A 22,475-nucleotide genomic window follows, 5' to 3' on the forward strand; every position below is an offset into this window, starting at 1 on the left:
GGGGCTCTCCCACCATGCGTTACTCAATCTGAATCTGACACATTCCTTCCCACGTTTGCTGCGGCATTAATGACTGAATACCATTCTTTCGCTCAATTTGACCGGTGGTTTGATCATCATCACCATAACCCCACCATGGCTCGATACATAGGAATTTAGAAAGGTTCTTAGTCCACAGACCTAAATGCCCTGCGTTGCCGCAATCCACTCGCAAAACACTTCGCTCCCCAGCTCTACTCCACGCAACAATACCTGGTTTTAAATCTTTAAAGACCAATGCATCTTGCAGGAATAGTTCTGAATTCAAAGTTATTTTGTGATCGGCAAAGAAGGAATCCTCCTTATCGCAAACAAGCCCATTGCGAAGATAACTTCTTGATCCAAACACCTTACCTATAGACACAAGGGAACCATCGTGATCACTCCAAGGAGCCACAAATCCAGGATGCCATCCGAAATTGAAATATATTTTCTTTTTATCCGTATTTAAGACTTTAAATTGAACATTAAGTCGATCGTTCACGATTTCATAAATCACGTCGAGAGTGAAATCGAAAGGATAGATCTTCTTCGTGGAATCACTGCTATTCAAGCGAAAAACAACTTTGTTCGTTTGCGAACTAATCACCAAAAATTCGCTTTCGCGAGCAAAACCATGTTGAGCCATAGCATAACTTTGTTCTTCAAAAAGGAAGCGATCTCCCTTGAGTTTCCCTACGATCGGGAACAACAGCGGCGCACTGCGACTCCATGCTTCTCCCGCATTCCAAACCCAATTATGATCCGACCCATCAACTGAAAGCAGAGCGAGTTCAGCACCTTTTGTGTTGATTTGGACACGCATTTTATTTGATTTAATTTCGCAAGTTGCCATTACACTAAACCCTTATTGTTCCTAGAGAATCTTACATTAAGCATGACAATAAATTCATTGATTATGAAGATAAAATCTATAATCATGGCCCCTCTAAGTAAATGAGGACATAACTCATAGGGCGAAAATAGAATGAATTTATCAGTTACTCTGTGGCCATTCCTTGTTTCTATGTTGATCGCTATTATTTCGATCCCGGTTATCATCAAAGTTGCCGATTTAAAGCACTTGATGGATGAACCCGACGAGGACCGCAAATTTCACAAAACAAGAACACCGACTCTTGGTGGAATTGCCATTTTTGCCGGCACTGTATTCGCGTACTCGGCTTTCACTGATTACTTAAAAACAGATGACATTCGTTTTATGACTTCGGCGATCATTTTGTTGTTCTTTGCCGGTATTAAAGACGACATCATTGCACTAAGTCCTATCAAAAAGCTTTCGGTTCAGGTCGTGTGTGCAATTCTTGTTACAACACTTGGGAACTTGAAGCTAACAAGTTTCTGGGGAATGTTCGGTCTTAACGAAATTCCACCGATCATGGGGGTCTTGATCACGGTTCTTGTGATCGTGAGCCTGATCAATGCGTTCAACCTGATCGATGGTATCAACGGCTTGGCTGGAAGCCTTGGACTGCTTGCATCCCTCTCTTTCGGCATTTGGTTTGCTTTGACGGGCGCGCATGGCCTTTCAATCTTGGCATTTGCTTTGGGTGGCTCTCTCCTAGGCTTTCTGTTTTTCAATTTCTGCAATGCTAAGATTTTTATGGGCGACACCGGTTCGATGCTTCTGGGCTTTATCGTTTCTATTTTAGCCATCAAATTTATTGAAAACTCTCGTACTCCAGGATTTGAAACATCCCCGTTTTATATTAAAGCTGCTCCGGGTATTGCAGTGGCTATCGTATTAATCCCATTGCTGGACATGACTCGAGTTTTCTTTTTAAGAATCATTAAAAAACGAAGCCCTTTTTCTGCAGATCGCAGACATATTCATCACATTCTTCAAGACTTAGGAATGAGCCATCTTCAAGTAACTCTATCGCTGCTTGCATATGCGATATTAATGATCGCTATGGCCCTATATTTGCGCGAATGGCGCAGTTTGGAATTGTCTATTCTACTAATGGGAATCTCGATAATTCTGACTGGCATCGTCAGCTTGGTATTAAAGAAACAAGTTCGCGATCGCCTCAATAAGTAACAGAGAGGATAGGATGAAAACAATTCGTCTAGGTTACGATGCCTCCGTCGTTGGAAAACAAAATACAGGTATTGGAAATTACATCCAAAGACTTATGCAAAATCTGGCAGAGTCAGGGACGAACATTGAAGTCCACGCGTTTTCAAATGGAAATAAATCACGATACGCTTGGTACAATGTCAGCTTGAAAAAAGAGATCGAAGACAACAAAATCGACATCTTCATCCCAAGCATGGGAATCATGCCCCTTTATAAAAGTTCAAAGGTCACTTATCTGCTTCCCGTTTATGATAACACTCATCATTTCTGCCCAGAAACGATGAGCTTTAAGGGACGCCTTATTCGCCGCTTTTTCCAACCATTCAGCATCCGAACTGCTGATCAGGTTTTCTCGATATCTCAGGCCGTTAGCCATGAGATCGAATCGTTAAGCAAGGTAAAGAAGGTTGCATTCTTTCAACCCCTGCTGAGCGATCTATTTTTAAACGCGAAGAACGAAAATCAACGGGGGCAATTCTTTCTTTCTGTGGCGACACTGGAACCACGTAAAAATATGAAGCTGTTGTTGGATGGCTATGAGTCCTACCTCAAGACAGCAACGACACCAAAGCCATTGCTTCTGGCTGGAAAACTTGGCTGGCTTAAAGATGAGCAAACATTCCAACAAATGGAATCTTTGAAAGAGCGCAAGTTGCTCGAGGTTCTCGGTTTTATTTCTAATGAAAGACTGGTTGAGCTCTATCAAACGGCAAGTTGCTTTATAACTTTGTCTAAGTATGAGGGCTTCAACATGCCGATCATGGAAGCCCAAAGCCAAGGATGCCCGGTCATTTGCTCCGACATTCCTGTTCATCACGAAGCTTCGGAAGAAAAAGCGATATTTGCTAAACTCAACGTCGAATCAGTCAGCCAAGCAATTAAATCATTTACTGACGTTACAGTGAACACCTCTCAAGAAGTTTTGCGTAAGCACTATCTTCAAAGAAATCAAAACATCGTGAGCAGCTTTGCGACCTTTGTTAGGAATTTGTACAATGACTAAACCACGCATCTTGATTATCGGAAAATATTTTTCACCCGCTCGAGGTGGAATCGAAACAGCATCTCTTAATTTAGCAAAAGATCTAGCTCAGGCTGGTTGTGATGTTGAGATTTACTGCTCAAATCATGAAGTAAGAAAAGCCAATCGCTTCACGGCAGAATTTAATCTGACTCGCTTCTTTAATTTCGGGATTCTATTTTCTCAGCCCCTGTACTTGGGAGTTTTCTTTAAACTTCTTTGGAACAGAAGAAAGTTTGATTACATTCACCTTCAATGGCCGGACTTATTAGCCTTAGCTGCAATTAATATTGCACGTCCCACAGGCTCACTGACCGTACAGTGGCACAGCGATATTGTTCGCCAAAAGCTTTTAGGTAAAATATTAGGACCGATGATCCATGACGTTTTGAAACGTGCCTCGACTGTTTTAGTTGCGACGAAAACTTATGCGGATGCATCTGAAGTTCTAAAAAACTATCACAGCAAAATTAAAATTCTGCCTTACTATATCGATGCACCAGAAAAAACGTCCGTTAAAAATCCGATCATGCCTGGATGTATTATCAGCATCGGCCGACATGTGGGATACAAGGACTTTAAAACTTTGATTCTTGGCTATCACAAAGCGAACTTGCAACGTCCGTTGGTTCTTGTTGGTGGTGGCGAACTATTGGAAGAACATAAAGACTTGGTAGCCTCTTTAGGACTTCAATCCAAAGTTCATTTCTATCCAGCGGCTTCAGAAGAAGTAAAAAATCAACTGTTGGAAGATTGTGCTTACTTTGCTTTGGCGTCTAATTCTCGAGCCGAGGCATTTGGTATCGTCTTGATCGAAGCTTTAAGTCACGGCAAGCCGCTTTTAATTTCCAACTTACATGGCTCAGGCATGGTGGAAATTAATCAAAACAATGTGACAGGGCTTTTCTTTGAAGTTGGAGATGTCGCTGACTGTGCTAAAAAAATGAACGAAATGGAAACCTTCATTCACGGAAGCCAAGTCCACGAAAAATGCTTAGAGCGCTTCGAGAGCGTTTTCTCCCGACCAGCTCACGTTGCAACTTTAAAGACAGTTTATAAATTCTAAGGCTTTAAAAAGCTTTGGATATATTCAGCATCAGTTCCAACATGAGGCTTCCAGTTAAATACCGACTGGGCCTTTTCGGAACTTGCTTTAATCAGATACGGATCATCGCTTCTTAAGCGCGAAGGATCCAGTTGAAATTCAACATTCACCTCTAAATTTGCAGCAAGCGCTTCAGCTAAATCACGCAATTTTCTGGTTTGACCACTGGAAACATTGAACACGCTATAAGGCGCTACCAGATCACGCACCAGAACTTTTAATAGCAATGCGATTAGATCATCAACACTGCTAAAATCTCTGAAAAGTTCAAGGTTACCAACGGGAATTGATTCCTTCTGCACACTTCCCTTTTTCGCCAAAATGGAACGATAAAGAGATGGAAAGAAGAAAGGACCCGTCTGACTTGAATGACTATGATTAAATAACCTTAGAACAACAGCATTTCCGATATCAAAAGAACTGAAATACTGAGAGATGATGGCTTCTGCCATCCACTTTGTTTTAGCGTAATAGTTGGGTGGAGCTACAGGACTTTGTTCGTTCAATAGAACGTCTTTAGCACCTTCAGGAATATGATAAACTTGCCCCGTGCTGGCAAAAACAAAACGAGCTTTTCGTTTTAAACGAACAAGGGCCTCCAACAAAAAAGCGGTGCCCTGAACATTCACTGCGACTGCCTTGGCAGGATTTTCTTCGCAGTCTTTGACATTGCTGATGCCCGCCAAATGAACAATGGAGTCAAATTCACTCTTACTCAATTGTTCTTGGACGTTTTTGAAATCAGTGATATCACCTTCGAACAAAACGGCCTTGAAACCTGAAGACGACAAAGCCGTCTGCAGACGCGTTCCAAGGAAGCCAGCATGTCCTGTGATCAACACTGCTGGCATCATTTAGACCTTAAGTCCTTTTACCAATTCCAAATCGGAATCAACCATCATATTAACAAGTTGCTTGAAGCTTGTCTTAGGCTCCCAGCCAAGTTTTTGCTTAGCCTTAGCTGCATCACCGATTAAAAGATCAACCTCTGCAGGTCTCATGAACTTTTCATCAATTTTAACGTACTTTTTCCAGTCAAGGTCTGCACGCTCAAATGCTAGCTCAACAAACTCTTTAACCGTGTGAGTTTCGTTAGTAGAGATCACGAAATCATCTGGTTGATCTTGCTGAAGCATCAACCACATCGCTTCCACATAATCCCCAGCAAAACCCCAGTCGCGTTTTGCATCAAGATTGCCGAGGCGAAGTTCTGTAGCCAAACCATGCTTAATTAAAGCTGCATGGTAAGAAATTTTTCTTGTTACGAACTCGATGCCACGACGAGGAGATTCGTGATTGAACAGAATACCACTAGTCGCATGCATATTGAACGACTCACGATAGTTGATTGTGATCCAGTGACCATAAAGCTTAGCAACACCGTATGGAGATCTTGGATAGAATGGTGTTGATTCAATTTGCGGCACGGCTTGAACTTTACCAAACATTTCAGAGCTAGACGCTTGATAAAACTTTGCCTTCGGAGCTGCTTTTCTAACAGCTTCTAGAACTCTCGTAACACCTACCGCAGTAAAATCCGCAGTTAGCGTTGGCTGATTCCAAGAAGTTTGCACGAAACTCTGCGCGGCCAAGTTATAAACCTCGTCCGGTCGTGATTCCTCAACTGCCGACAATAGCGAGCTACCATCCAACAAATCGCCAGACAAAAGCTCAACCTTAGAAAGCAAGTGCTCGATACGGCTATTGATGTTTGTAGACGATCTTCTTGTAAGGCCGTAAACTTTATAACCTTTTTCTAACAATAGCTCAGCCAAATAGGAACCGTCTTGTCCCGTAATCCCCGTGATTAATGCTCTTTTCATGCGATCTCCGAATTGAGGTAATAAACAAACCGTAGCAATCCTATTACATTTGGATAATTGTTCAAATGCGAATTCATCGCGTCGTACTTCATCCATATCGCGAAATGGCATATTAGATTTCTCAGCGAACAACGTTGCTCTTCCGAGAGCATTCATAATAAATTGTTGCGATGGAGAAAAGCATGATTCCAGTTGTACTCTCAGGGGGCTCAGGCACCCGTCTGTGGCCAGTCTCTCGCACGAAATTTCCGAAGCAATTTTGCAACCTTTTTGAGCAAAGCCTTCACTCTTTAACTCTGAATAGAATTAGTCACTTCGGGACTCCTTGGGTTGTAACATCAGCATCACTTCGTGACCTCACACTTAAAAACATTCGTGAAGTCGGAGCGCCCGACAACCATGTGATTTTGGAGCCATGCGCTAAAAACACAGCCCCAGCAATCGCACTCCTGACAGCCCATCTAGCGAATTTGGGTAAATCAGATGATGTTGTGGGTATTTTTCCCGCAGACCACCTTATCGAAAATGAAGCTGAATTTAGAAAAGCCATCGCTCTTGCTAACATTGAGGCGGAAAACGACAAAGTTGTTACCTTAGGAATCAAGCCGAACTTTCCGGCAACTGGATATGGATATATCCAAGTCCAAGGTGAACAATCTAACTCATTAGAGGATATCAACAGTTTTTCGGTCGCTGGATTTCATGAGAAACCATCTACAGAAAAAGCGGACGCATACCTAAAAAGTGGTCAATTTTTTTGGAATGCCGGAATCTTTGTCTTTAAAGTAAAAACTATGATGAAACATCTAGAAACTTTTCAGCCAGAGCTGCACTCTCAGCTTACAAGGATTAATGCGGATTTATCTAATATCGAAGATGTATACAGCAAAGTACAAAGCATCAGCATTGACTATGCCATCATGGAAAAGCTTTCGGACAAGGACCTTGTTTGTATCCCTTGTGATATTGGCTGGAGCGACGTGGGTTCCTGGGACGCCATCGCCGATATCCTTGGAGGCCGCCCCCAAACTAATGTGATTGAGTTCAACTCTAGAAATAATTTCGTTCAGTCGAAGGTAGATAAAACTTATTCCTTCGTCGGCGTCGACGACCTTATTGTGGTTGATACTGCTGATGCACTTTTAATCAGTAAAAAGGGCTCAACACAGAATGTGAAGGATATCGTTGATATTCTTAAAAATAGCAACCCTACGCTGGTTTCTGAACACCGAGAGATGCTTTAAGGCACAAGGCAATGATTAAAGAAGTTAAAGATATCTATAAGTTTAGGCATTTCATATTAAATGGCGTAAAACGTGATTTTCAGGTGCGTTACAAACGAAGTATTTTGGGAGTGCTTTGGATTTTCATTCAGCCATTAGCAATGATCTCAATATACACGCTTATTTTTTCTCAATTAGCGAGAGTTAAAATCCCCAACAATGACAGTATGTTCGGATACAGCATGTTTCTTTGCTCGGGACTTTTAACATGGAACTTTCTAGTCGAAACAATTACAAGAAGCCAGAGCGTATATATCGACAATGCAAATCTAATTAAGAAAGCAGCTTTACCGAAGATTTGCTTCCCAGTCTCAGCAACTCTCACTTCGCTGGTTAATTTAATAATTGTTCTATCCCTATTTTTTTTGTTTTTAATAATTACTGGAAACTTTCCTATTCACACCTTCATCTATTTCCCCTTAGTTCTTCTAGTACATGTGCTATTTAGCTTCTCGGTGGGAAACATATTGGGTGTCTTGAATGTGTTTTTTAGAGATGTCAGCCAAATGATGACGGTCTTCATTCAAGTCTGGTTCTGGGGAACACCCATAGTCTACATGATCGACAGCCTACCTCCCCGCTTACGTTTTTTCGTAGGCCTTAATCCGGCTACATTTTTCGCTCAGTCTTATCAATCGATAGTGCTGGATGGATCCATCAACTTTCAGTCATTTGGGATAGTAACTGCAGTTTCACTTATTCTATGTCTATTTTCTCTAAGGCTATTAAGAAAACACGGAGCTGCGATGGCGGATGAATTATGATTCAAATCAAAGCGCACAATCTTCAAAAAGGATATAAACGATATTATTCGAGATTAGGGAAGGTTCTAGACTGGATTCTGCCTTTCAAAACATCTCTATTCAAATATATCTGGGTGTTAAAAGGTCTTTCCTTCGAGGTCTCCGAGGGCGAATCCGTAGGAATCATCGGGGTCAACGGCGCTGGCAAGAGTACGTTGTTAAAGCTAATCTGTGGTACAACTTTTCCAACGGCTGGAAGCATCGAGGTTGTGGGAAATGTCTCTGCACTTCTTGAGCTTGGCCTTGGATTTCACCCCGAGTTCACAGGCCGCCAGAACATTTATATGTCCGGACAGATTCAAGGACTTTCAAAACAAGAAATAGACGAATTGGTTCCAAGCATTGAAGAATTCGCAGATATCGGTCCGTACATCGATGAGCCTGTACGTGTGTACTCCAGTGGCATGATGGTTCGTCTTGCCTTTGCAGTTGCAACCGCAAAAAGGCCCGACATCCTTATCGTCGATGAAGCTCTTTCAGTCGGTGACATTCAGTTTCAACAGAAATGCTTTGAACGTATCGGCAAATACCGAGAACAAGGCACAACGTTGCTATTTGTGACACACGACTTGAACATCATTCACACATTATGCGACAGAGCGATCCTTCTGGCTGATGGTGAAATTAAATTCGCTGGCAATACAACAAAAGCTGTTGAAATCTTTTTAGGCTACCTCAATGAGTACAGAGCCGTAAATCTTCATGAGCCAGCGAAAGCCACAGACGTTTCGCATAAGTATGACGACATCAATAAATACATTATGTCTGCAAAAATCGTTGATTCAGATAATAACGAACAACCATTTCTTTATGAAAAGCAGGATTACTATCTCCAACTTGAAGTTACAAATTTAGCACAATACAAAGACCCTCACGTTGGCATCAGAATTCAAAATAAAAAAGGCTTTGTAATGTATGAAAGCAATACATATTGCCACAGAGTTTCTATCGAGAAATCTGCTGACCTCAACAAACCATTCACTCTGAAAATTAAATTTAGAAATAACCTTGTTGCAGATTCTTACACTCTAGCTATTGGAGTAGAATCTGGCGGGATCGGAGAAAGTGAATTCGAACAGGTTGTATGCATCACACAGCGTTTTATGAATTTCAATGTATTGAAACGTCCACAGGAAAAGCCTATCTGGGCCGGAGTTTGCAACCTACAGACCGAAATGACAATCTCTCAATAAAAAAGCTGTACCGGATTCGGTACAGCTTTTTTTTTAAATACTCACTTCAGATTTTCGATAGCGTTCAGATGCCAATAAGTAAACCTGCTTTATCTTATTCACGGCGTCCTCATGCACGATCTCAGCCCACTGTTGAAGCCCCTCCTCGTCAGGTTTAACCCAAACAAAGTCTGCAGCCTTAACTGGAACCAACTCGTATTTTACTGGATAGATCAAACCATTCCAGCGACTGTCTTTTTTTATATCGTCAGAACCCGACCAATCGGTCATCACGACGAAGTTTCCAACCTCCGCCATCTCAGCGCAATTAAGACCATATCCCTCCGATCTATGCAGGGAGATGTAGCAATCACAAGCTCTCTTCAGCCCAATCTGCTCCTCGTATGAGGTCTGTCTTTGATCCAAAATTATTACGCTATCTTTGTACTGATTTTTAATATTTGTTTTAAACAACTCGTACTCAGAAAGCATCGTTAGCTCTTTAGGTTTGGGAAGATGGATATAAAGAACTAAAGCTGCATTTTCATTTTCCAAAGCAGCAGTGAAACTACTGATAGCGGCATCTTGATTTTTACGAGCACCACCAGAGGAAAATGAGTAAGATGCCAAAAATAATACTTTATTCGCGGGCAACTTAAAGTAATTGCGATCATACTTCTGACCGTAGAATTCCTTGATTTTCAACTTCAAAGGATAAGTACTAACTTTAATTTTTCCATTAGCGTCTTTAATAGCATCTCTCACAAAATCCGAACCAGCCCAAATTTCGTCTGGATACTTCAAATTCTGAGCAAGTCTTTTGGGAATCTTAGGCAACTCCCAAAACGTATAGTTGATGTTATACCTTCCCTTCAAAATACCATTCAAACGGACAAATGATTTCTCGTTAAATGGAAATCCATCAGAGAGGATATTAGTGGGGTACTTTAAACGTGTCGTAACATACTTTTCCAGGTCCGGAAAATCTTGCTTAATATTCGAGTGGTCTTGAGGATAGACATTATACAAAGATACAGGAATACCTTCTTCAATCAACTGACGAACCATATAGCAAGTGGCATTGAATACCCCGCCTTCAACAAAGTTTGTGATTACATTCACACCTTGATGAAGATCGGGACGTTTTCTATCTCCGAGTAGAGCATGCCTAACCTGCCACTTTTTAGCGTACAAGTATTGAACAGTCTTATTATTGAAGTATCTATTTTTAACTCTAAAAGAAATTGACCGACATACCTTTTTAAAAAAACGTTGGCAAATCACCTTCCAGGAAATCTTCTCTCTATTTCTCATAAAGTAAGACTTCCCCAAGAATCCAACACCTTTTAGCATTAACTTTGAAATAGGATCACTTGGGGTATCAGAGAAATAAAAGTCAAAACTTCCATTTGCGAATGACCGATTTTCTAGATCACTCACACTTGATTTGGCAAAAGCATTTGTTAGATGATCGGGAACATCTGTCTTTGCAGATGAATACGTATTCAGACGGGGTACTATCTTCAGATCCATCATCACACGGGCCAACTCTACGTCCTCAGCTTGATTGTGATAGATAAAGTCATTAAACGGCACTTCTTTAAACAAGGCCGTTTTACCAATTAAAAGACCGCCGTTTAAATAATGAGAGTGCCAAGATTTTTTATAATCAGTGCACTCAGAAATTTGCCCCCAAAACATCTCACCACGGTCATCAATAGAGCAATAACCAGGGTATGGCTTACCACTCGCATGAAATTGATTAACCGTTAAGAAATCAAAATCATACCCATATTTATCAAACCCGGTGAAGAAATCTGAATTCAAAACATAGCGATCATGTACTAACATGATATTTTCATGGGTTGCCATCGCTACAAGATCATTCTTCTTTTTGCAGATCTCAGCATGAAGATCACTGTAGGCTTTGTCGTTGTATCTAACTTGGTATTTATCCAGCAAGCTTGAGTAAGGCCCACAAATAATAATCTCGTGTTCCGCCCCGCCAAACTCACGTATCGATCTACAGAATGCTTCTACAAGTTCAGGTTTTTTACCCTGCGTAAGCATCCCAAACGTCCAAAGATTCTTGCTAACGACGGTATTACGCTTAATTTGATATGAATTAGTGATGACCCCAGAAGAAATGCTTTCGAATTTCAAACTTGCATTGATACCATATTTACGAAACAAAAAACTTTTTACAGCTGGAATAGTGATAAATTCATTTTGAATGTACGAAAATGTCACCATGCCTTCATCAGCGATAAGGCGAATCAACTCATCAAGCCTAATTTTCCAACCCAAATCAGACAGAGGCTTTTCCGTGCACCAGATAAAATCGAATTTTCTTTGCAAATCAGCGGCCGGTCTAAAATCTTTCGTGGCGGACAGGTCAACACTTACGCCTTGAATTTCAGAATGCTTACCATCCCAAAAATGTTTTCCTTTAGCCGAAGATAGTTCCTTAAGAAATTCGTTCACAGAGACAGCCTCACAGTTCTCCTTACAAAAGCAAACCAGTTCTATTTAAAATATTTGCCCGACATGTTCGTAACGAGCTTGCAGCTGACTGACATACTCTTTATGGACACTGGAATTAATTCTATAGTTACCAGACTTAATTTTCTTTAGATTAGCAACAAAAGAATCAATATCTCGGTAGTCGCAAGTCAAATCGCCAAAATAATTGATCTCTTTGCATGATGATGAATTTGAGGTCACACATGGCTTACCGTAGTCTTGTGCTTCAAGAATAGGCAGACCAAGCCCCTCGTAGATGCTCGGAAAGAACAAACAGTCACACTCTTGATATAACTTCCTTAAAGTAAGGTCTGATCCCGACAGCCACCATTTATACCTAATTCCATCACTATCAAGTAGCTTTAGACTGTTATAAATATCACGCGCATTCATTCGAGGACCACCGACCAAGTACAACTCGAAATCCATCTCTTTTTTTAACTTTCTTAAAACCTGAATCCCGTTCTCGAAGTTCTTTCGCACATCGAAAAAGTTTACACACAAGATCTTAATAGGTTCTGTCCCTCGGACCTCGTTAGAGATATTCGAATTAATTTCGTACGGCAGCACAACATGCTCTACCGCAGTCGTTTTCAAATATTTCTTCATCAACGCAAAATCACTTTTCGTATTTTCGGATATATGCAGAATTTTTTTTGAATTTCTGATGAAATACTCAAAACCCTGCTTATGCTGATGCGTGAATTTAAACAAATTGGCATATCTGCCATTAAACCAAATTTCATTAAGCGAAACTAAATTTGGAATGACATCATAAACTATTCCCGAAGTATTTTTTAAAACAGGAAATTTATCATCAACCAACCAAGGTGCCGTAATCAAAATGTCATCAAAATCAGATAGGTTCTTGGCGATTTTTTCTTTTTTTAGAAAATCCCTTTGCCGTGCAACGCCCGACTTTCCAAAAATTTTAGAAATACTTAAAACTTCATTTGTGAGCGGCGCAAAGTCTCTGATTGAGTATGAATTTTTATATTTCTCCGGGAACTCGCCCGCACAAACAAAATTGAACTCGCCATTATGGTAAGTGGTGAAATAGATTTCGCGACCGAGTTTTTTAAACTCGTTATAATAGTAGTTAATAACGCGCCTAACGCCGACATGATCATTCAAGAAATTTGGTTCTACGACAAAAAGGATATTCATCAGAATTTCTTTCTTTCGCTAAAACGCATCTTTACGACAAAAACCTTCTCTAAAATTTTCGGAAAGTGTTTCATTAAAACTGGTCTCACTCTTGGCCACAGACTCAATTTAAAACGATCATACACTGGCTTAATCAACACATAGATTCTTCTATCAAGTCCCTTGCGGACACGGTCAAAAACACCTATCGGTCGAACACCAAACTTCTTATGAGATCGACCAACCATCAACTTACTTTGAAGAGAGTAATCGAGAGGCACAACTTCTTGCCATTGGGAGTATTTCAGTGGAATTGTCACATAATCAGAGCGCGATTCGATAACTGAAACCGACGATTTGATATTGATTCTTGTAATAACGGAATGCTCTTGCATGCGTCGTGAAATTTCGACGTCATCAGCTTGCCCAGAGAATAACAACTCATTCCACGGGAACTTTTTGAAAATCTTCCTCTTACCAATGGTAAGGCCGCCATTACAGAAGGCATACTGACTATAATCGCGGAAATCCATCACTCCCACTTGAGTCCAAGCCCAGTTAGATCCTAACGTCACCCAGTCCGGAAATCTTTTATCTGAATCCTTCATTTTTTGGCGAACGGATAGAATTGAAAAGTCGTAACCAAATTCTTCGAATCCCGAGAAAAAGTTATCATCGATCAAATAACAGTTCGTCACAATACAGATATTTTCATTTGAAGCATTATCTACGACAGCATTCTTTTTCTTTGTATCCCAAGCTCTATCTGCAAACTTATGCCCGATATCGACAAACTTAACGTTTGGTTTTCCGAGTAGTTCAGTAATTTCAGGACCACAGACAATGAACTCGAAATCTGAATCGCCCTTTGCTCGTCCAATGCTTTCGTAAAGTTGAATCGCATTGATCGTTTTACTTCCATCAGAAAGCAAACCAAAGCTCCAACGCTTATCAACACTTTCCACCGACAACTTCGATTGGAATTTAATAACAAAACATCCATCGGTCGAAATATTCTCTGAGAGAATCTCGACCTTACTGTCGAACCAGCACAATACGAACTTTTTCAGATGAAAAACTGTGAGGAAGGGAGATTCGAAGAATCGAATCGTAATCGATGAACTAGAGTAATTTAAAAGACGCAAACATTCATCAAGTATAAGAGGCCATTGTTTGAAGGAACCTAAATCTTCTTCAAGAAAATAAACGTTATCAAAGGTACGGTGATACGAAGCAGAAGCTCGAAACAAATCGTCTGCACTATATACAGTTGTATCAAATTGCATACCTGGAATAGGTGGGCGTTTGCCTATCCAAATGTCATTGGTAATCTTATCCATGGGTACTTCCGCTGAAGATTCTAAATCACCCAAGTATATTTGCTCAGAAGGTTATTTCGCAAACAAAAGTAACGGTTATGCAGCGACGAATAAATTCAATTTAAATTGGTAAAATCACGCACTAACGAGCTTTTAAATCATCAGACTTTAAGCACCTTATCACCACGAACATCACCTCCGACGACGCTCCCCGTAGAGCTTTGACGCGGATCGCGTGCTTTCTTCATCAAATTGAGTATTGGTGTCTCAAAATATCTAAACGAAATATACGTTAAACCTGACAAAACAAGCATTCCGCACGCAAAAGCAAATATGTCTGGCATAAACAATTTGAGCTTCGCAGCCAAGGAGTTTGAAAAAACCTGTAGCAGATATAGAGAAAACGTATACTTGCCAAATCTGGCAAAACTCCACGTCCATCTGCCTTCCAATTTAACAGCATAGTAAACCAAAAAGAGAGATGGAACTCCCCAAGCCAAAGGCCTCAGTAGCGCAAATTTATCTCCATATACAATCCACATGCGTGGAACTACTGTATAGGAGTCACCTGATACATAGCCCGTATCTTTACCGATTGAAGCGAGCAATAGTAATATAATTGAGAATACAAAACCAACAACGTCACCTAGTCGAGAATCTCCTGAAGTTAATCGACGCAACATGAAAAATGCTAAGAGAAACCCACCAATGAACTCTAGAACAATCGGTGCGCCATAATAATAACCATTGTAAACCCAAATCAGAAAGGAAACGATGATACCCGCAATTGGAAAAAACAATCTACTTCCCACTGCGATACCAACACCAACTAATAGATAGAAATACAACTCAAACCTTAGCGTCCACCCCAAATGCAATACGGGATCACTAAACTCTTGACCATATTTCGTAGGCAATAACAGCAATGAATCCACAACATACCGCCAGTCATACTGAGCTCCAGAAATAGATCTCAGAGAAAACCACGCGACAGTCACAACTAGATACAAAGGAAAAACTCTTAAAATACGTTTTAACAAAAACTCGATAGCGCCTTGATGCCCAACTTGAACTCTACTTGCGCTCAAAAACATGACATATCCGCTAACTATAAAGAAAACGTCGACACCAATCGCACCGAGAAAAAAATCCGATCCTAGAAAGGTTGAAGAATAGGAATTGAAAATCCCACAGTATGCAAGAGCACTACAGCTAGAGCTGCAAATATTCGAAGGGTCTCTAACGAATTCAATGTATTTTTGTTCAAGTTCAGAATCCTGCTATTTAATAACCACAACAAACAGTGGTTTATTTTTCAGACCTGTAACCTAGCAGGTGGTTAGTTAGTCAGTCTACTTTTTATAGATATTCTTACTGCGGAGACCTTAGTAATATCAAATACTTAACAGGTCTTTAACTTTTCGAACCAGCTTTTAATCGATACAGTGTTGTCTTTAAAATTGGCTTTTCGAAATACGTATACGATGCGTACGTGAGGACAAACAAAAGACCAAGTCCGCAGATAAAAGCCCACGTATCTGACATCGACGCCTGAAAACTTTCAGCCAAAGGGTTCGTGAACACCTGGAGCAAATAAAGAGAAAAAGTATACTTACCAAGCTTAGCGAAAGGCCAATTCCATTTATCTTCAAGTCTAATAGAAAAATAAACCAACATGAGAGCTGGAACTCCCCACGCGACACACCTTACGACAGGGAGTTTGTCTTGATAGACAATCCACATTCGCGGAACATCTGTATAAATCCCCCCGGAATCATATCCAAAATCTTTACCCATTGAAGCAAGAATCAGCAGGCCAAGTGAAACAAAGAAACCCACAAAGTCTCTCCAGCTAGAAACGACATAATCAGGTTTGCGCGACATGAAAAAGGCCAAAAGAAATCCACCGATAAATTCAAGCACGATAGGTGCGCCGAAATAATAACCGTTAAAAAGCCAAATCACGAATGACACGACAATACCAGTGATTGGAAAAACGAGCCTACTTTTAAGCGCAATCCCCAACGATACTAACAAGTAAAAGTACAGCTCGAATCTCAAAGTCCAACCCAAATAAACAATTGGATCCTTTTGCTGTATGCCGACTTTACTCGGCAACAATAGTAAAGACTCAACAATGTATTGCATTTCAAAATGCACACCGGCGTTCAGCTCAATTACAAGCCACAAACCTGTCACAATCAAATATAGTGGAAAAATTCGCAAAACTCGATTGAGTAAAAACCTGGCGGCACCTTCGCAACCCACACTTGCAGAGCTCGCACTCAAATACATTACATATCCGCTAACAATGAAGAATACATCCACACCGATAGCACCAAGAAATCGATGTACGCCCAAAAATGCATTGATAAAAGGTATAGAAAACATGCCCGCATGCGAGAAAACGACAGCAATAGCCGCGAATATTCTCAATGTTTCTAGCGATTTTAGCGTCTTTTTCTCTGAGCGCATGTCAACCATTAGCTTACCGGCTGATTAAGCATATCTTCGGCGACATGAAGTGTGTCTAAATCTTGAGAATAGATGGACAACCATTCTGCATGAGACAATTTGACGTCCCACTTCTTGGTTGTGAACAACTCATTAACTGAGTCATCACGATCATACTTGGGCCAATAAAGATCGAAAGATTGCGAATCCACGACAATCATACGTTCTTTCAATGCCTTATAATATGAACGCAAAGTGAACTCATAAGCTTGATTCTGACGCTGAAGGAAGCTTGTGAAGAGATAAATCTCAGGGAACATCGTCTTACAAAAATCTAAAAGACTACAGCCTTCAGTTTTTAACCTATTCAGATCGTCATGACTTAGATTGCGCTTATCGTGTGGCGCCCCCCAATACATCAACTGGTCATCGACATGGCCGAATTGAAACATGTCAGAAAAGCTAAACACGCGGTATTTGGATGTATTGAAATTAACTCCGACGATTCTCTTCTTCTGTGTTCCCGGCAAATTACTCGCGAGTGGGAATAAATCCAAAAGATTGCGACAGTAAGTCAAAGTCGAAGGGTCATAAAGTCTTTGGTCAACGCGTGTTTTTAAAACGAAATCACCAAGCTTATTTTCTTTAATAAATTTCAAACCACCCAAAGTTGAAACCAGCTGGCGATTCACATTCACCGCGCCGCCGTTTGCAGGATGATCGTTTTCTACAAAATATAGAGATTCAACACTCCCCAACTGCGATTTAAGTTCCGAGGAAGATCCTCTCCACGTGGAGACAACAATCGGATTTTGAGGATGGATACGACGATAAAACTGAATAGTCTCAGCAAGAAACTTATCATCCTTTTGGATAGGTCCTTGGATCAGAATAACCGAATTTTCGCTCTTTTGAATTCGCTCTGGCTCAGAAGCATTTTCGGCAGGACGAACTTTAAAAGTAATGGAATACCCTAAAATCGCTTCGACCCTCTTTACCACTAAGCTTAATAATTTTCTTGAAAGGCGGAGTTTAAAGTTTTCAGTCATTGCCGGCCATCATCAGATATTGACCGTAAGTTGAAAAGTAGTAGTTGGTAATAACGCATGGCAGAGTGGTGAATTTGATTTTCAAGTCTGTTTCTTACAACTAAAATTCTTTTAAATGACGTCGATCAAAACACTTCCTGGCTCTCAAAATGCCTTCATCGTTTCAACAGCTTCCTTGGTGAATCTTGTTGTTCAGATGGCTTCGACGTTGATGATTTCGATGCTTGTGGTAAAGCTCTTGCCTACGCAAGATGCTTCTCGCTGGATCCTTTTCTCCGCATCCCTGCCATTCATCATGATTTTCGATCTTGGAGTCGGCAATTACTTGATGAAGGAACTACCGGTCCTTTCCTCCACACAACGCTCGCGAAAGTTGATATCCACAGTTGTTCGTAGTCATCTTTCTTTACTTTTTCTAATCGCAACCATTCTACTTTTATCAATGTTTTTGATTCATTCTCTGGCGGGAGAAAGCCTTCCTTCTTTGGATCGTAGTTTTTTGATTTTCGCAACGGGAACATTCTCTAGAGTATTGATGAATGCGACACTTAGTTCTCTGTACGGTTTTGGTGAAAGTTTGCTGGACCGTTGTGGTCGTGTTCTTGCGAATTTGGCATTTTTAGTTATCTCCGTAAGCCTGGTTCATTATTTTCCAACGATCGAAGCGATCTGCTGGGCTTGGCTTTTAGCGAATGTTTTGATTTTGACTCTAAGTGTATTTTTCCTACAATCAAAGCTGGGAAGTTCGGTCATTTCGGCAAAAATTAATAAAACCGTTTTAAAAAGAAGTGCGCATTACTTGCTTCAGTGGACGCTGACGTCGATCCCCGTTCTTTTCATCTATAACTTTACAATTTTTATCGTAACACGTTACCACGGCCCCCATGCTGTTATCGAACTTGGCATCATCAATCAGATCGCACAAGGGATCTTGGCAATCACCTTTATTCCAAACTTCTTATTGAACCAAACTCTATCTAAGAACTTTTCGATTCGCCCCGAAGCCGTCGATCATGAGCTGGCTTTAGCCTCCCGTATAGCTGTTGTTTTGGGCGGATCCCTATGTGGATTTTGGTTTGCCAACTCAGACATCATTTTTAACCTTTGGAATTTGAAAATTCCGCACCTAGTGCTAATCCCGTTCATCATCTTTCTGATTTTTGAAGTTCCTCAAGTATCATTAACATCTTCCACATACGCGACTGGATATGTGAACTTTTGGAAAATCGCTCTATCTGCGGGAGTCTTAATCACTGCTCTCGGATTTACATTGATTCCGCAGTATGGAGTTGTCGGTGCGGGAATAGCTTTACTTATTGGCCAAGTTTTAACCTGTGAGATATTCAACGTTAAAATTGCTTTAAAAATATTTAAAAAGAAATGGTCTTTTTACGCCAGCAGAGTCATGAGATTTATTGCAATAATGATCTTGTTCGGAGTGGCAAATATTGGAGTACACTTCGCCACGAGCAACTTAATAGTTCTGATTGTCTTAAATTCAATACTGGCTCTTGGAGTTCTGTGGGCTGATTTAAGAAGAGTCGATGCTCTGCTAAAGTTGTAGCTCGGTGGCTTTTACCACCGAGCTATATCTAGAACCTACAACACGTACTTATCGTTGGTTACAGAAGGATTTTTTACAACAACTGTGCATGTGTCCTCAAGAACACGGAAGTCAGTTGCCACCCCTGGATTAATTTTAACAATATCACCAGCCTTATATTCTGTATCGTTCATCAAAACACGACCATAAACGATGGCAGTTAGTTCAACTGCAACTTTATGAACATGTTTTGGTTCATAGTCGCCGGCTTTATAATATTTGATGCCGACTTCCCAATCAGGAGAATGAAGAACGTTTGGCTCAAAAGAGCCAACGAACCAACCTTTGACCATATCTGATAACTTAAATACTTCCATTATGTTTCCTTAAGATATGTTTGAACCTGAAGATCATTTTTCAGAGGGAAATATGATTCTTGAGAAATTTTATACGCAAGAACTTTACCGCCAGCCAAAATCAACTCATTGAATGCGGGACTAATAAAGAACTGTCCTTTGACGAAGGCATCTTTTCTGATCGTGTTTTTCAAGCAGTTGATAAACTCAGAGCCTGACTTGAAATACCAAAGACCGACAAGTGCATTACGACTTACCGGATTTTTTTCGGTCACCATTTCAACTTCGTTTTTAGAGTCGATAATCGCGTACGAAAAACTTGGGTGAAGGGAGTCAAAGCTAGCAACACCGCCTGCTGCGTTGTTTGCTCTAAAATGCTTCACCATGTCGTTAAAAGAAATATCAACGAACTCATCTCCACTTAAAATCAATAACTCTTCATTTGAATCAATATAATCGTAAGCCATCAATGCTGAACAAGCAGCACCCTGTGTTTGCCCCGAGATCGAAATAACTTTTACTGCTGGGAATGCAAGCTTGAAAACATTGTCTAAGTGAAAGTTCTGAGAATCGGAATTTTTAATCACACCGATCACTTCGGAAACACCTTCCAACTCAGAGATCTTTTTACTTAAAAGCTCGATAATAGTTTTACCATGGTGTGAAACCAATGCAGCTGGTTCTTCCATTTCTTTCAGCCTTTGCGGGCCTGCCATCAAAATTAGGACTTTCATGCTTTTTCCTCGATGCTACGAATGAAAGATTTCACGTTGGAGTATGTTACTTCCGCAACTTCTTTAACAACTAAGACATGGGCGCCAGCATCACGTGCCGCACGAATCCCATTTTCATTGTCCTCAACAACAACACACTCATCAGGTCTCAGCCCGAATTTCTTCATGCACACTTGATAAATTTCTGGAGAAGGCTTTGCTTTGGCAACATCTTCATTTGATACCAAATGGTCCAAATACTGCGTCAGACAGCTTTTTTGCATCATAAGTTCAACTGTGTAGCGAATCGAGTTAGATGCAACTGCCAGCTTGTAACCATCGGCTTTCAAACGAGACAATGCATGCTCTGTATTAAAGCGAGGCTTACAAAGTACGTGTACAAGGTCGTACGTATACTGCTGCTTCATCTCATTGATGAAACCATGAAGACCTTTTGGCAAATAGCCACGCTGAGAAAGCATTTCGAGCTTAACTTTCGTTGGTAAGCCATCGAAAGCACTCAAATGCTCTTCTTTAGAAATTTCAAAACCAAATAATCGTAAAGACTTATTAAGAGCTTCGTAATGCCATTCTTTAGCATCAACTAAAACTCCGTCCATATCGAAGAAAACCGCTTTAATTTTACTCACAACTAGGCCTCAAAGTATGTCTTCGCTTTTGCAGGAAGATCAGTGCACAAAATGATATCGTTTCTGTTTTTATATTGTTTCAGCATAGGCCAAAGCTCTTGAGGATCTCGCTTATGCAGTTCAGGTGATACAAAACAAAGTGGCTTTTTAAATTCCAAAAGATTCGCCAACGTACTGTCTGTAATCCACTTACCTTCAAATGAGTCCACCCAGATCCCTAGCGATTTTTCCAACATCGAAGGTGTCGGCTCCAAATCGCTGATCCGGGTAAAACACTTCAAACCGCTATTAATGGAAACTCGAAGATCTGGAACAGACATATCGAAAAGAAAATAGTTTTCTATCCCCTTTTCCTTAAGAATGTCCTTCACCGGAGTTTGTAATCCATCCGCTTTAATATTTAAAGCCAAAGAACCCTGGCATGAATACGAATTGTAGATGTCCAAACATTCTTCGAAGGTCATCACGCCAGATTTCGCCATATCATGGGATATAACTATCTCCCCGTCCAGATCTCTGAGGTCCGTTTCTGTTCCGAACCCTAACTTAAAAGATCTATGAAAAGCCACTTCTAGGTTTTTCTCAGATGGTTCAAGCCAATAGCCACGATGGCTGATGATTTCCATTAAACCAAGCCTCTTTGCAGAAACTCTTTCAAATCATCTGGAACGCCAATGCCGTGCATGCCTTTACCCAAAGTTCCGATATTGTAAATACCTACTTTAGCGCCGTCTTTAATCATCAAATTATAAGTAGGTGCTACGTAAAACTCATTGTTAACACGTTCATTGGCAGCGATCATTTTTCGAGCAGCTGTACAGAAGTCTTTACCATGCTTGAAGTTATAAATTCCTACAGTCGCTTCTGAAGAAATAACCTCTTTCTCGCGAACTTCTTTAACCTCGTTTTGATCATTCAATCTTACGAAAGACCATTTGTTATCATGAGCCGTCATTGTCATGATGAACCCGTCTTTGCCAGATGCTTGCTTAAGGTATTCGTCCATATTTACTTCTACAAACTGGTCACAGTTCGCAATCATTAACGCGTCACCATTGTCGATGTACTTTTCAGCACACAATACCGTACAAGCTGCGCCCTCTGTAAGACCGTTGATCGCAACGATTTCACAGTTCGGAGCCACTGTTTTCAGAACTTGGTCTACGTGAAATTCAGTGATGTGTTTTTCTTGAACGATGAAAATAAATTTATGCGGAGTAGTGGGACGCAAGTTCTCAACGACAACTTTAATCATTGGTTTTCCAGCCACATCAATCAAAGGCTTAGGCAAAGCATAGCCTTCCTTTTGAAAACGACTACCCAATCCGGCCATAGGGATAACAATATTCAACATTCGACTTCCTCTATATGTAGAAAACAGTTCTATAAAACTTAA

At 40.6% G+C, this 22,475-nt stretch carries 21 protein-coding genes; 7 read left to right on the forward strand and 14 right to left on the reverse strand.

What is annotated here, in order from left to right; all coding sequences use genetic code 11:
* Positions 1–19 precede the first annotated feature (19 nt).
* A complete protein-coding gene (locus tag B9G69_RS14680; protein ID WP_088614483.1) occupies positions 20–874 on the reverse strand; it encodes a hypothetical protein in 855 nt (284 codons plus the stop codon).
* A 132-nt stretch (positions 875–1,006) separates the two neighbouring features.
* On the opposite strand from B9G69_RS14680, the gene B9G69_RS14685 reads away from it, so the two are divergent.
* Genes B9G69_RS14685 through B9G69_RS14695 form a run of 3 tightly spaced genes read left to right on the forward strand, consistent with a single transcriptional unit; the run spans position 1,007 to position 4,206 of the window.
* Positions 1,007–2,080 carry an MraY family glycosyltransferase gene (locus B9G69_RS14685; RefSeq protein WP_088614482.1) on the forward strand — a complete coding sequence of 358 codons (1,074 nt, stop codon included), beginning with the start codon at positions 1,007–1,009 and terminating at the stop codon, positions 2,078–2,080.
* Between the two features lie 13 nt (positions 2,081–2,093).
* Positions 2,094–3,122: a glycosyltransferase family 4 protein gene (locus tag B9G69_RS14690; RefSeq protein ID WP_088614481.1), complete on the forward strand. Its 1,029-nt coding sequence runs from the start codon at positions 2,094–2,096 to the stop codon at positions 3,120–3,122.
* A complete protein-coding gene (locus B9G69_RS14695) occupies positions 3,115–4,206 on the forward strand; it encodes a glycosyltransferase (RefSeq protein WP_088614480.1) in 1,092 nt (363 codons plus the stop codon). The genes B9G69_RS14690 and B9G69_RS14695 overlap by 8 nt, the downstream gene beginning before the upstream one ends.
* Here the strand turns inward: B9G69_RS14695 and B9G69_RS14700 are convergent.
* Both B9G69_RS14700 and gmd read right to left on the reverse strand, forming a co-directional pair.
* A complete protein-coding gene (locus tag B9G69_RS14700) occupies positions 4,203–5,099 on the reverse strand; it encodes an NAD-dependent epimerase/dehydratase family protein (RefSeq protein ID WP_088614479.1) in 897 nt (298 codons plus the stop codon). The genes B9G69_RS14695 and B9G69_RS14700 overlap by 4 nt on opposite strands.
* Positions 5,100–6,068, reverse strand: a complete 969-nt coding sequence (gmd, locus tag B9G69_RS14705) for a GDP-mannose 4,6-dehydratase (protein ID WP_265437810.1) — start codon at positions 6,066–6,068, stop codon at positions 5,100–5,102.
* A 182-nt stretch (positions 6,069–6,250) separates the two neighbouring features.
* Between gmd and B9G69_RS14710 the strand changes: the two genes are divergently transcribed.
* The 3 genes from B9G69_RS14710 to B9G69_RS18135 are packed head-to-tail and all read left to right on the forward strand — an operon-like array spanning position 6,251 to position 9,347.
* On the forward strand, positions 6,251–7,312 hold the full coding sequence (locus B9G69_RS14710; protein WP_176400905.1) for a mannose-1-phosphate guanylyltransferase: 1,062 nt from the start codon (positions 6,251–6,253) through the stop codon (positions 7,310–7,312).
* A gap of 11 nt (positions 7,313–7,323) precedes the next feature.
* Positions 7,324–8,115, forward strand: a complete 792-nt coding sequence (locus B9G69_RS14715; protein WP_088614476.1) for an ABC transporter permease — start codon at positions 7,324–7,326, stop codon at positions 8,113–8,115.
* The gene (locus B9G69_RS18135) at positions 8,112–9,347 is read left to right on the forward strand and encodes an ABC transporter ATP-binding protein (RefSeq protein ID WP_088614475.1); all 1,236 of its coding nucleotides are present in this window, start codon (positions 8,112–8,114) and stop codon (positions 9,345–9,347) included. Before B9G69_RS14715 ends, B9G69_RS18135 begins: the two co-directional genes overlap by 4 nt.
* Before the next feature lie 33 nt (positions 9,348–9,380).
* On the opposite strand, the gene B9G69_RS14730 is transcribed toward B9G69_RS18135, so the two are convergent.
* From B9G69_RS14730 to B9G69_RS14755, 6 genes are all read right to left on the reverse strand, one after another.
* Positions 9,381–11,810 (reverse strand): glycosyltransferase, encoded by a 2,430-nt coding sequence (locus tag B9G69_RS14730; RefSeq protein WP_088614474.1) that lies wholly within the window; start codon positions 11,808–11,810, stop codon positions 9,381–9,383.
* A gap of 45 nt (positions 11,811–11,855) precedes the next feature.
* Entirely contained in the window at positions 11,856–13,016 is a 1,161-nt protein-coding gene (locus B9G69_RS14735) for a glycosyltransferase (RefSeq protein ID WP_088614473.1), read from the reverse strand.
* Positions 13,016–14,335: a hypothetical protein gene (locus B9G69_RS14740; protein ID WP_088614472.1), complete on the reverse strand. Its 1,320-nt coding sequence runs from the start codon at positions 14,333–14,335 to the stop codon at positions 13,016–13,018. The genes B9G69_RS14735 and B9G69_RS14740 overlap by 1 nt, the downstream gene beginning before the upstream one ends.
* Positions 14,336–14,475: 140 nt before the next feature.
* A complete protein-coding gene (locus B9G69_RS14745) occupies positions 14,476–15,567 on the reverse strand; it encodes an acyltransferase (protein WP_322740778.1) in 1,092 nt (363 codons plus the stop codon).
* A 160-nt stretch (positions 15,568–15,727) separates the two neighbouring features.
* The gene (locus tag B9G69_RS14750; RefSeq protein ID WP_265437811.1) at positions 15,728–16,789 is read right to left on the reverse strand and encodes an acyltransferase family protein; all 1,062 of its coding nucleotides are present in this window, start codon (positions 16,787–16,789) and stop codon (positions 15,728–15,730) included.
* A gap of 8 nt (positions 16,790–16,797) precedes the next feature.
* Positions 16,798–17,817, reverse strand: a complete 1,020-nt coding sequence (locus tag B9G69_RS14755) for a WavE lipopolysaccharide synthesis family protein (protein WP_088614469.1) — start codon at positions 17,815–17,817, stop codon at positions 16,798–16,800.
* Between the two features lie 115 nt (positions 17,818–17,932).
* Here B9G69_RS14755 and B9G69_RS14760 point away from each other — a divergent pair, with 115 nt between their 5' ends.
* The gene (locus B9G69_RS14760) at positions 17,933–19,381 is read left to right on the forward strand and encodes a hypothetical protein (protein ID WP_088614468.1); all 1,449 of its coding nucleotides are present in this window, start codon (positions 17,933–17,935) and stop codon (positions 19,379–19,381) included.
* 35 nt (positions 19,382–19,416) lie between these two features.
* Here B9G69_RS14760 and B9G69_RS14765 read toward each other — a convergent pair whose 3' ends face one another.
* From B9G69_RS14765 to B9G69_RS14785, 5 genes are read right to left on the reverse strand one after another with little or no spacing between them, the layout of a single operon-like run.
* Positions 19,417–19,737, reverse strand: coding sequence for a hypothetical protein (locus B9G69_RS14765; RefSeq protein WP_088614467.1), 321 nt, complete (start codon positions 19,735–19,737; stop codon positions 19,417–19,419).
* Entirely contained in the window at positions 19,737–20,450 is a 714-nt protein-coding gene (locus B9G69_RS14770) for a sugar phosphate nucleotidyltransferase (RefSeq protein WP_088614466.1), read from the reverse strand. Before B9G69_RS14770 ends, B9G69_RS14765 begins: the two co-directional genes overlap by 1 nt.
* Complete coding sequence (locus tag B9G69_RS14775) at positions 20,447–21,079, reverse strand: HAD family hydrolase (RefSeq protein ID WP_088614465.1); 633 nt, start codon at positions 21,077–21,079, stop codon at positions 20,447–20,449. The genes B9G69_RS14770 and B9G69_RS14775 overlap by 4 nt, the downstream gene beginning before the upstream one ends.
* A gap of 2 nt (positions 21,080–21,081) precedes the next feature.
* Positions 21,082–21,705 (reverse strand): phosphodiesterase, encoded by a 624-nt coding sequence (locus tag B9G69_RS14780; RefSeq protein WP_088614464.1) that lies wholly within the window; start codon positions 21,703–21,705, stop codon positions 21,082–21,084.
* The gene (locus B9G69_RS14785) at positions 21,705–22,433 is read right to left on the reverse strand and encodes a glycosyltransferase family 2 protein (protein ID WP_088614463.1); all 729 of its coding nucleotides are present in this window, start codon (positions 22,431–22,433) and stop codon (positions 21,705–21,707) included. Before B9G69_RS14785 ends, B9G69_RS14780 begins: the two co-directional genes overlap by 1 nt.
* Positions 22,434–22,475 lie beyond the last annotated feature (42 nt).

The sequence above is a fragment of the Bdellovibrio sp. SKB1291214 genome (assembly GCF_002209355.2).
Taxonomy (GTDB): Bacteria; Bdellovibrionota; Bdellovibrionia; order Bdellovibrionales; family Bdellovibrionaceae; genus Bdellovibrio.

Excerpts from the sequence above, each read along its gene's own strand:
- B9G69_RS14765 (WP_088614467.1), bottom strand. The coding sequence starts at position 19,737 with ATGGAAGTATTTAAGTTATCAGATATGGTCAAAGGTTGGTTCGTTGGC.
- gmd (WP_265437810.1), bottom strand. The coding sequence starts at position 6,068 with ATGAAAAGAGCATTAATCACGGGGATTACGGGACAAGACGGTTCCTAT.
- B9G69_RS14690 (WP_088614481.1), top strand. The coding sequence starts at position 2,094 with ATGAAAACAATTCGTCTAGGTTACGATGCCTCCGTCGTTGGAAAACAA.
- B9G69_RS14755 (WP_088614469.1), bottom strand. The coding sequence starts at position 17,817 with ATGACTGAAAACTTTAAACTCCGCCTTTCAAGAAAATTATTAAGCTTA.
- B9G69_RS18135 (WP_088614475.1), top strand. The coding sequence starts at position 8,112 with ATGATTCAAATCAAAGCGCACAATCTTCAAAAAGGATATAAACGATAT.
- B9G69_RS14750 (WP_265437811.1), bottom strand. The coding sequence starts at position 16,789 with ATGCGCTCAGAGAAAAAGACGCTAAAATCGCTAGAAACATTGAGAATA.
- B9G69_RS14780 (WP_088614464.1), bottom strand. The coding sequence starts at position 21,705 with ATGGAAATCATCAGCCATCGTGGCTATTGGCTTGAACCATCTGAGAAA.
- B9G69_RS14760 (WP_088614468.1), top strand. The coding sequence starts at position 17,933 with ATGACGTCGATCAAAACACTTCCTGGCTCTCAAAATGCCTTCATCGTT.
- B9G69_RS14785 (WP_088614463.1), bottom strand. The coding sequence starts at position 22,433 with ATGTTGAATATTGTTATCCCTATGGCCGGATTGGGTAGTCGTTTTCAA.
- B9G69_RS14715 (WP_088614476.1), top strand. The coding sequence starts at position 7,324 with ATGATTAAAGAAGTTAAAGATATCTATAAGTTTAGGCATTTCATATTA.
- B9G69_RS14700 (WP_088614479.1), bottom strand. The coding sequence starts at position 5,099 with ATGATGCCAGCAGTGTTGATCACAGGACATGCTGGCTTCCTTGGAACG.
- B9G69_RS14770 (WP_088614466.1), bottom strand. The coding sequence starts at position 20,450 with ATGAAAGTCCTAATTTTGATGGCAGGCCCGCAAAGGCTGAAAGAAATG.
- B9G69_RS14710 (WP_176400905.1), top strand. The coding sequence starts at position 6,251 with ATGATTCCAGTTGTACTCTCAGGGGGCTCAGGCACCCGTCTGTGGCCA.
- B9G69_RS14695 (WP_088614480.1), top strand. The coding sequence starts at position 3,115 with ATGACTAAACCACGCATCTTGATTATCGGAAAATATTTTTCACCCGCT.
- B9G69_RS14740 (WP_088614472.1), bottom strand. The coding sequence starts at position 14,335 with ATGGATAAGATTACCAATGACATTTGGATAGGCAAACGCCCACCTATT.
- B9G69_RS14680 (WP_088614483.1), bottom strand. The coding sequence starts at position 874 with ATGGCAACTTGCGAAATTAAATCAAATAAAATGCGTGTCCAAATCAAC.
- B9G69_RS14685 (WP_088614482.1), top strand. The coding sequence starts at position 1,007 with ATGAATTTATCAGTTACTCTGTGGCCATTCCTTGTTTCTATGTTGATC.
- B9G69_RS14735 (WP_088614473.1), bottom strand. The coding sequence starts at position 13,016 with ATGAATATCCTTTTTGTCGTAGAACCAAATTTCTTGAATGATCATGTC.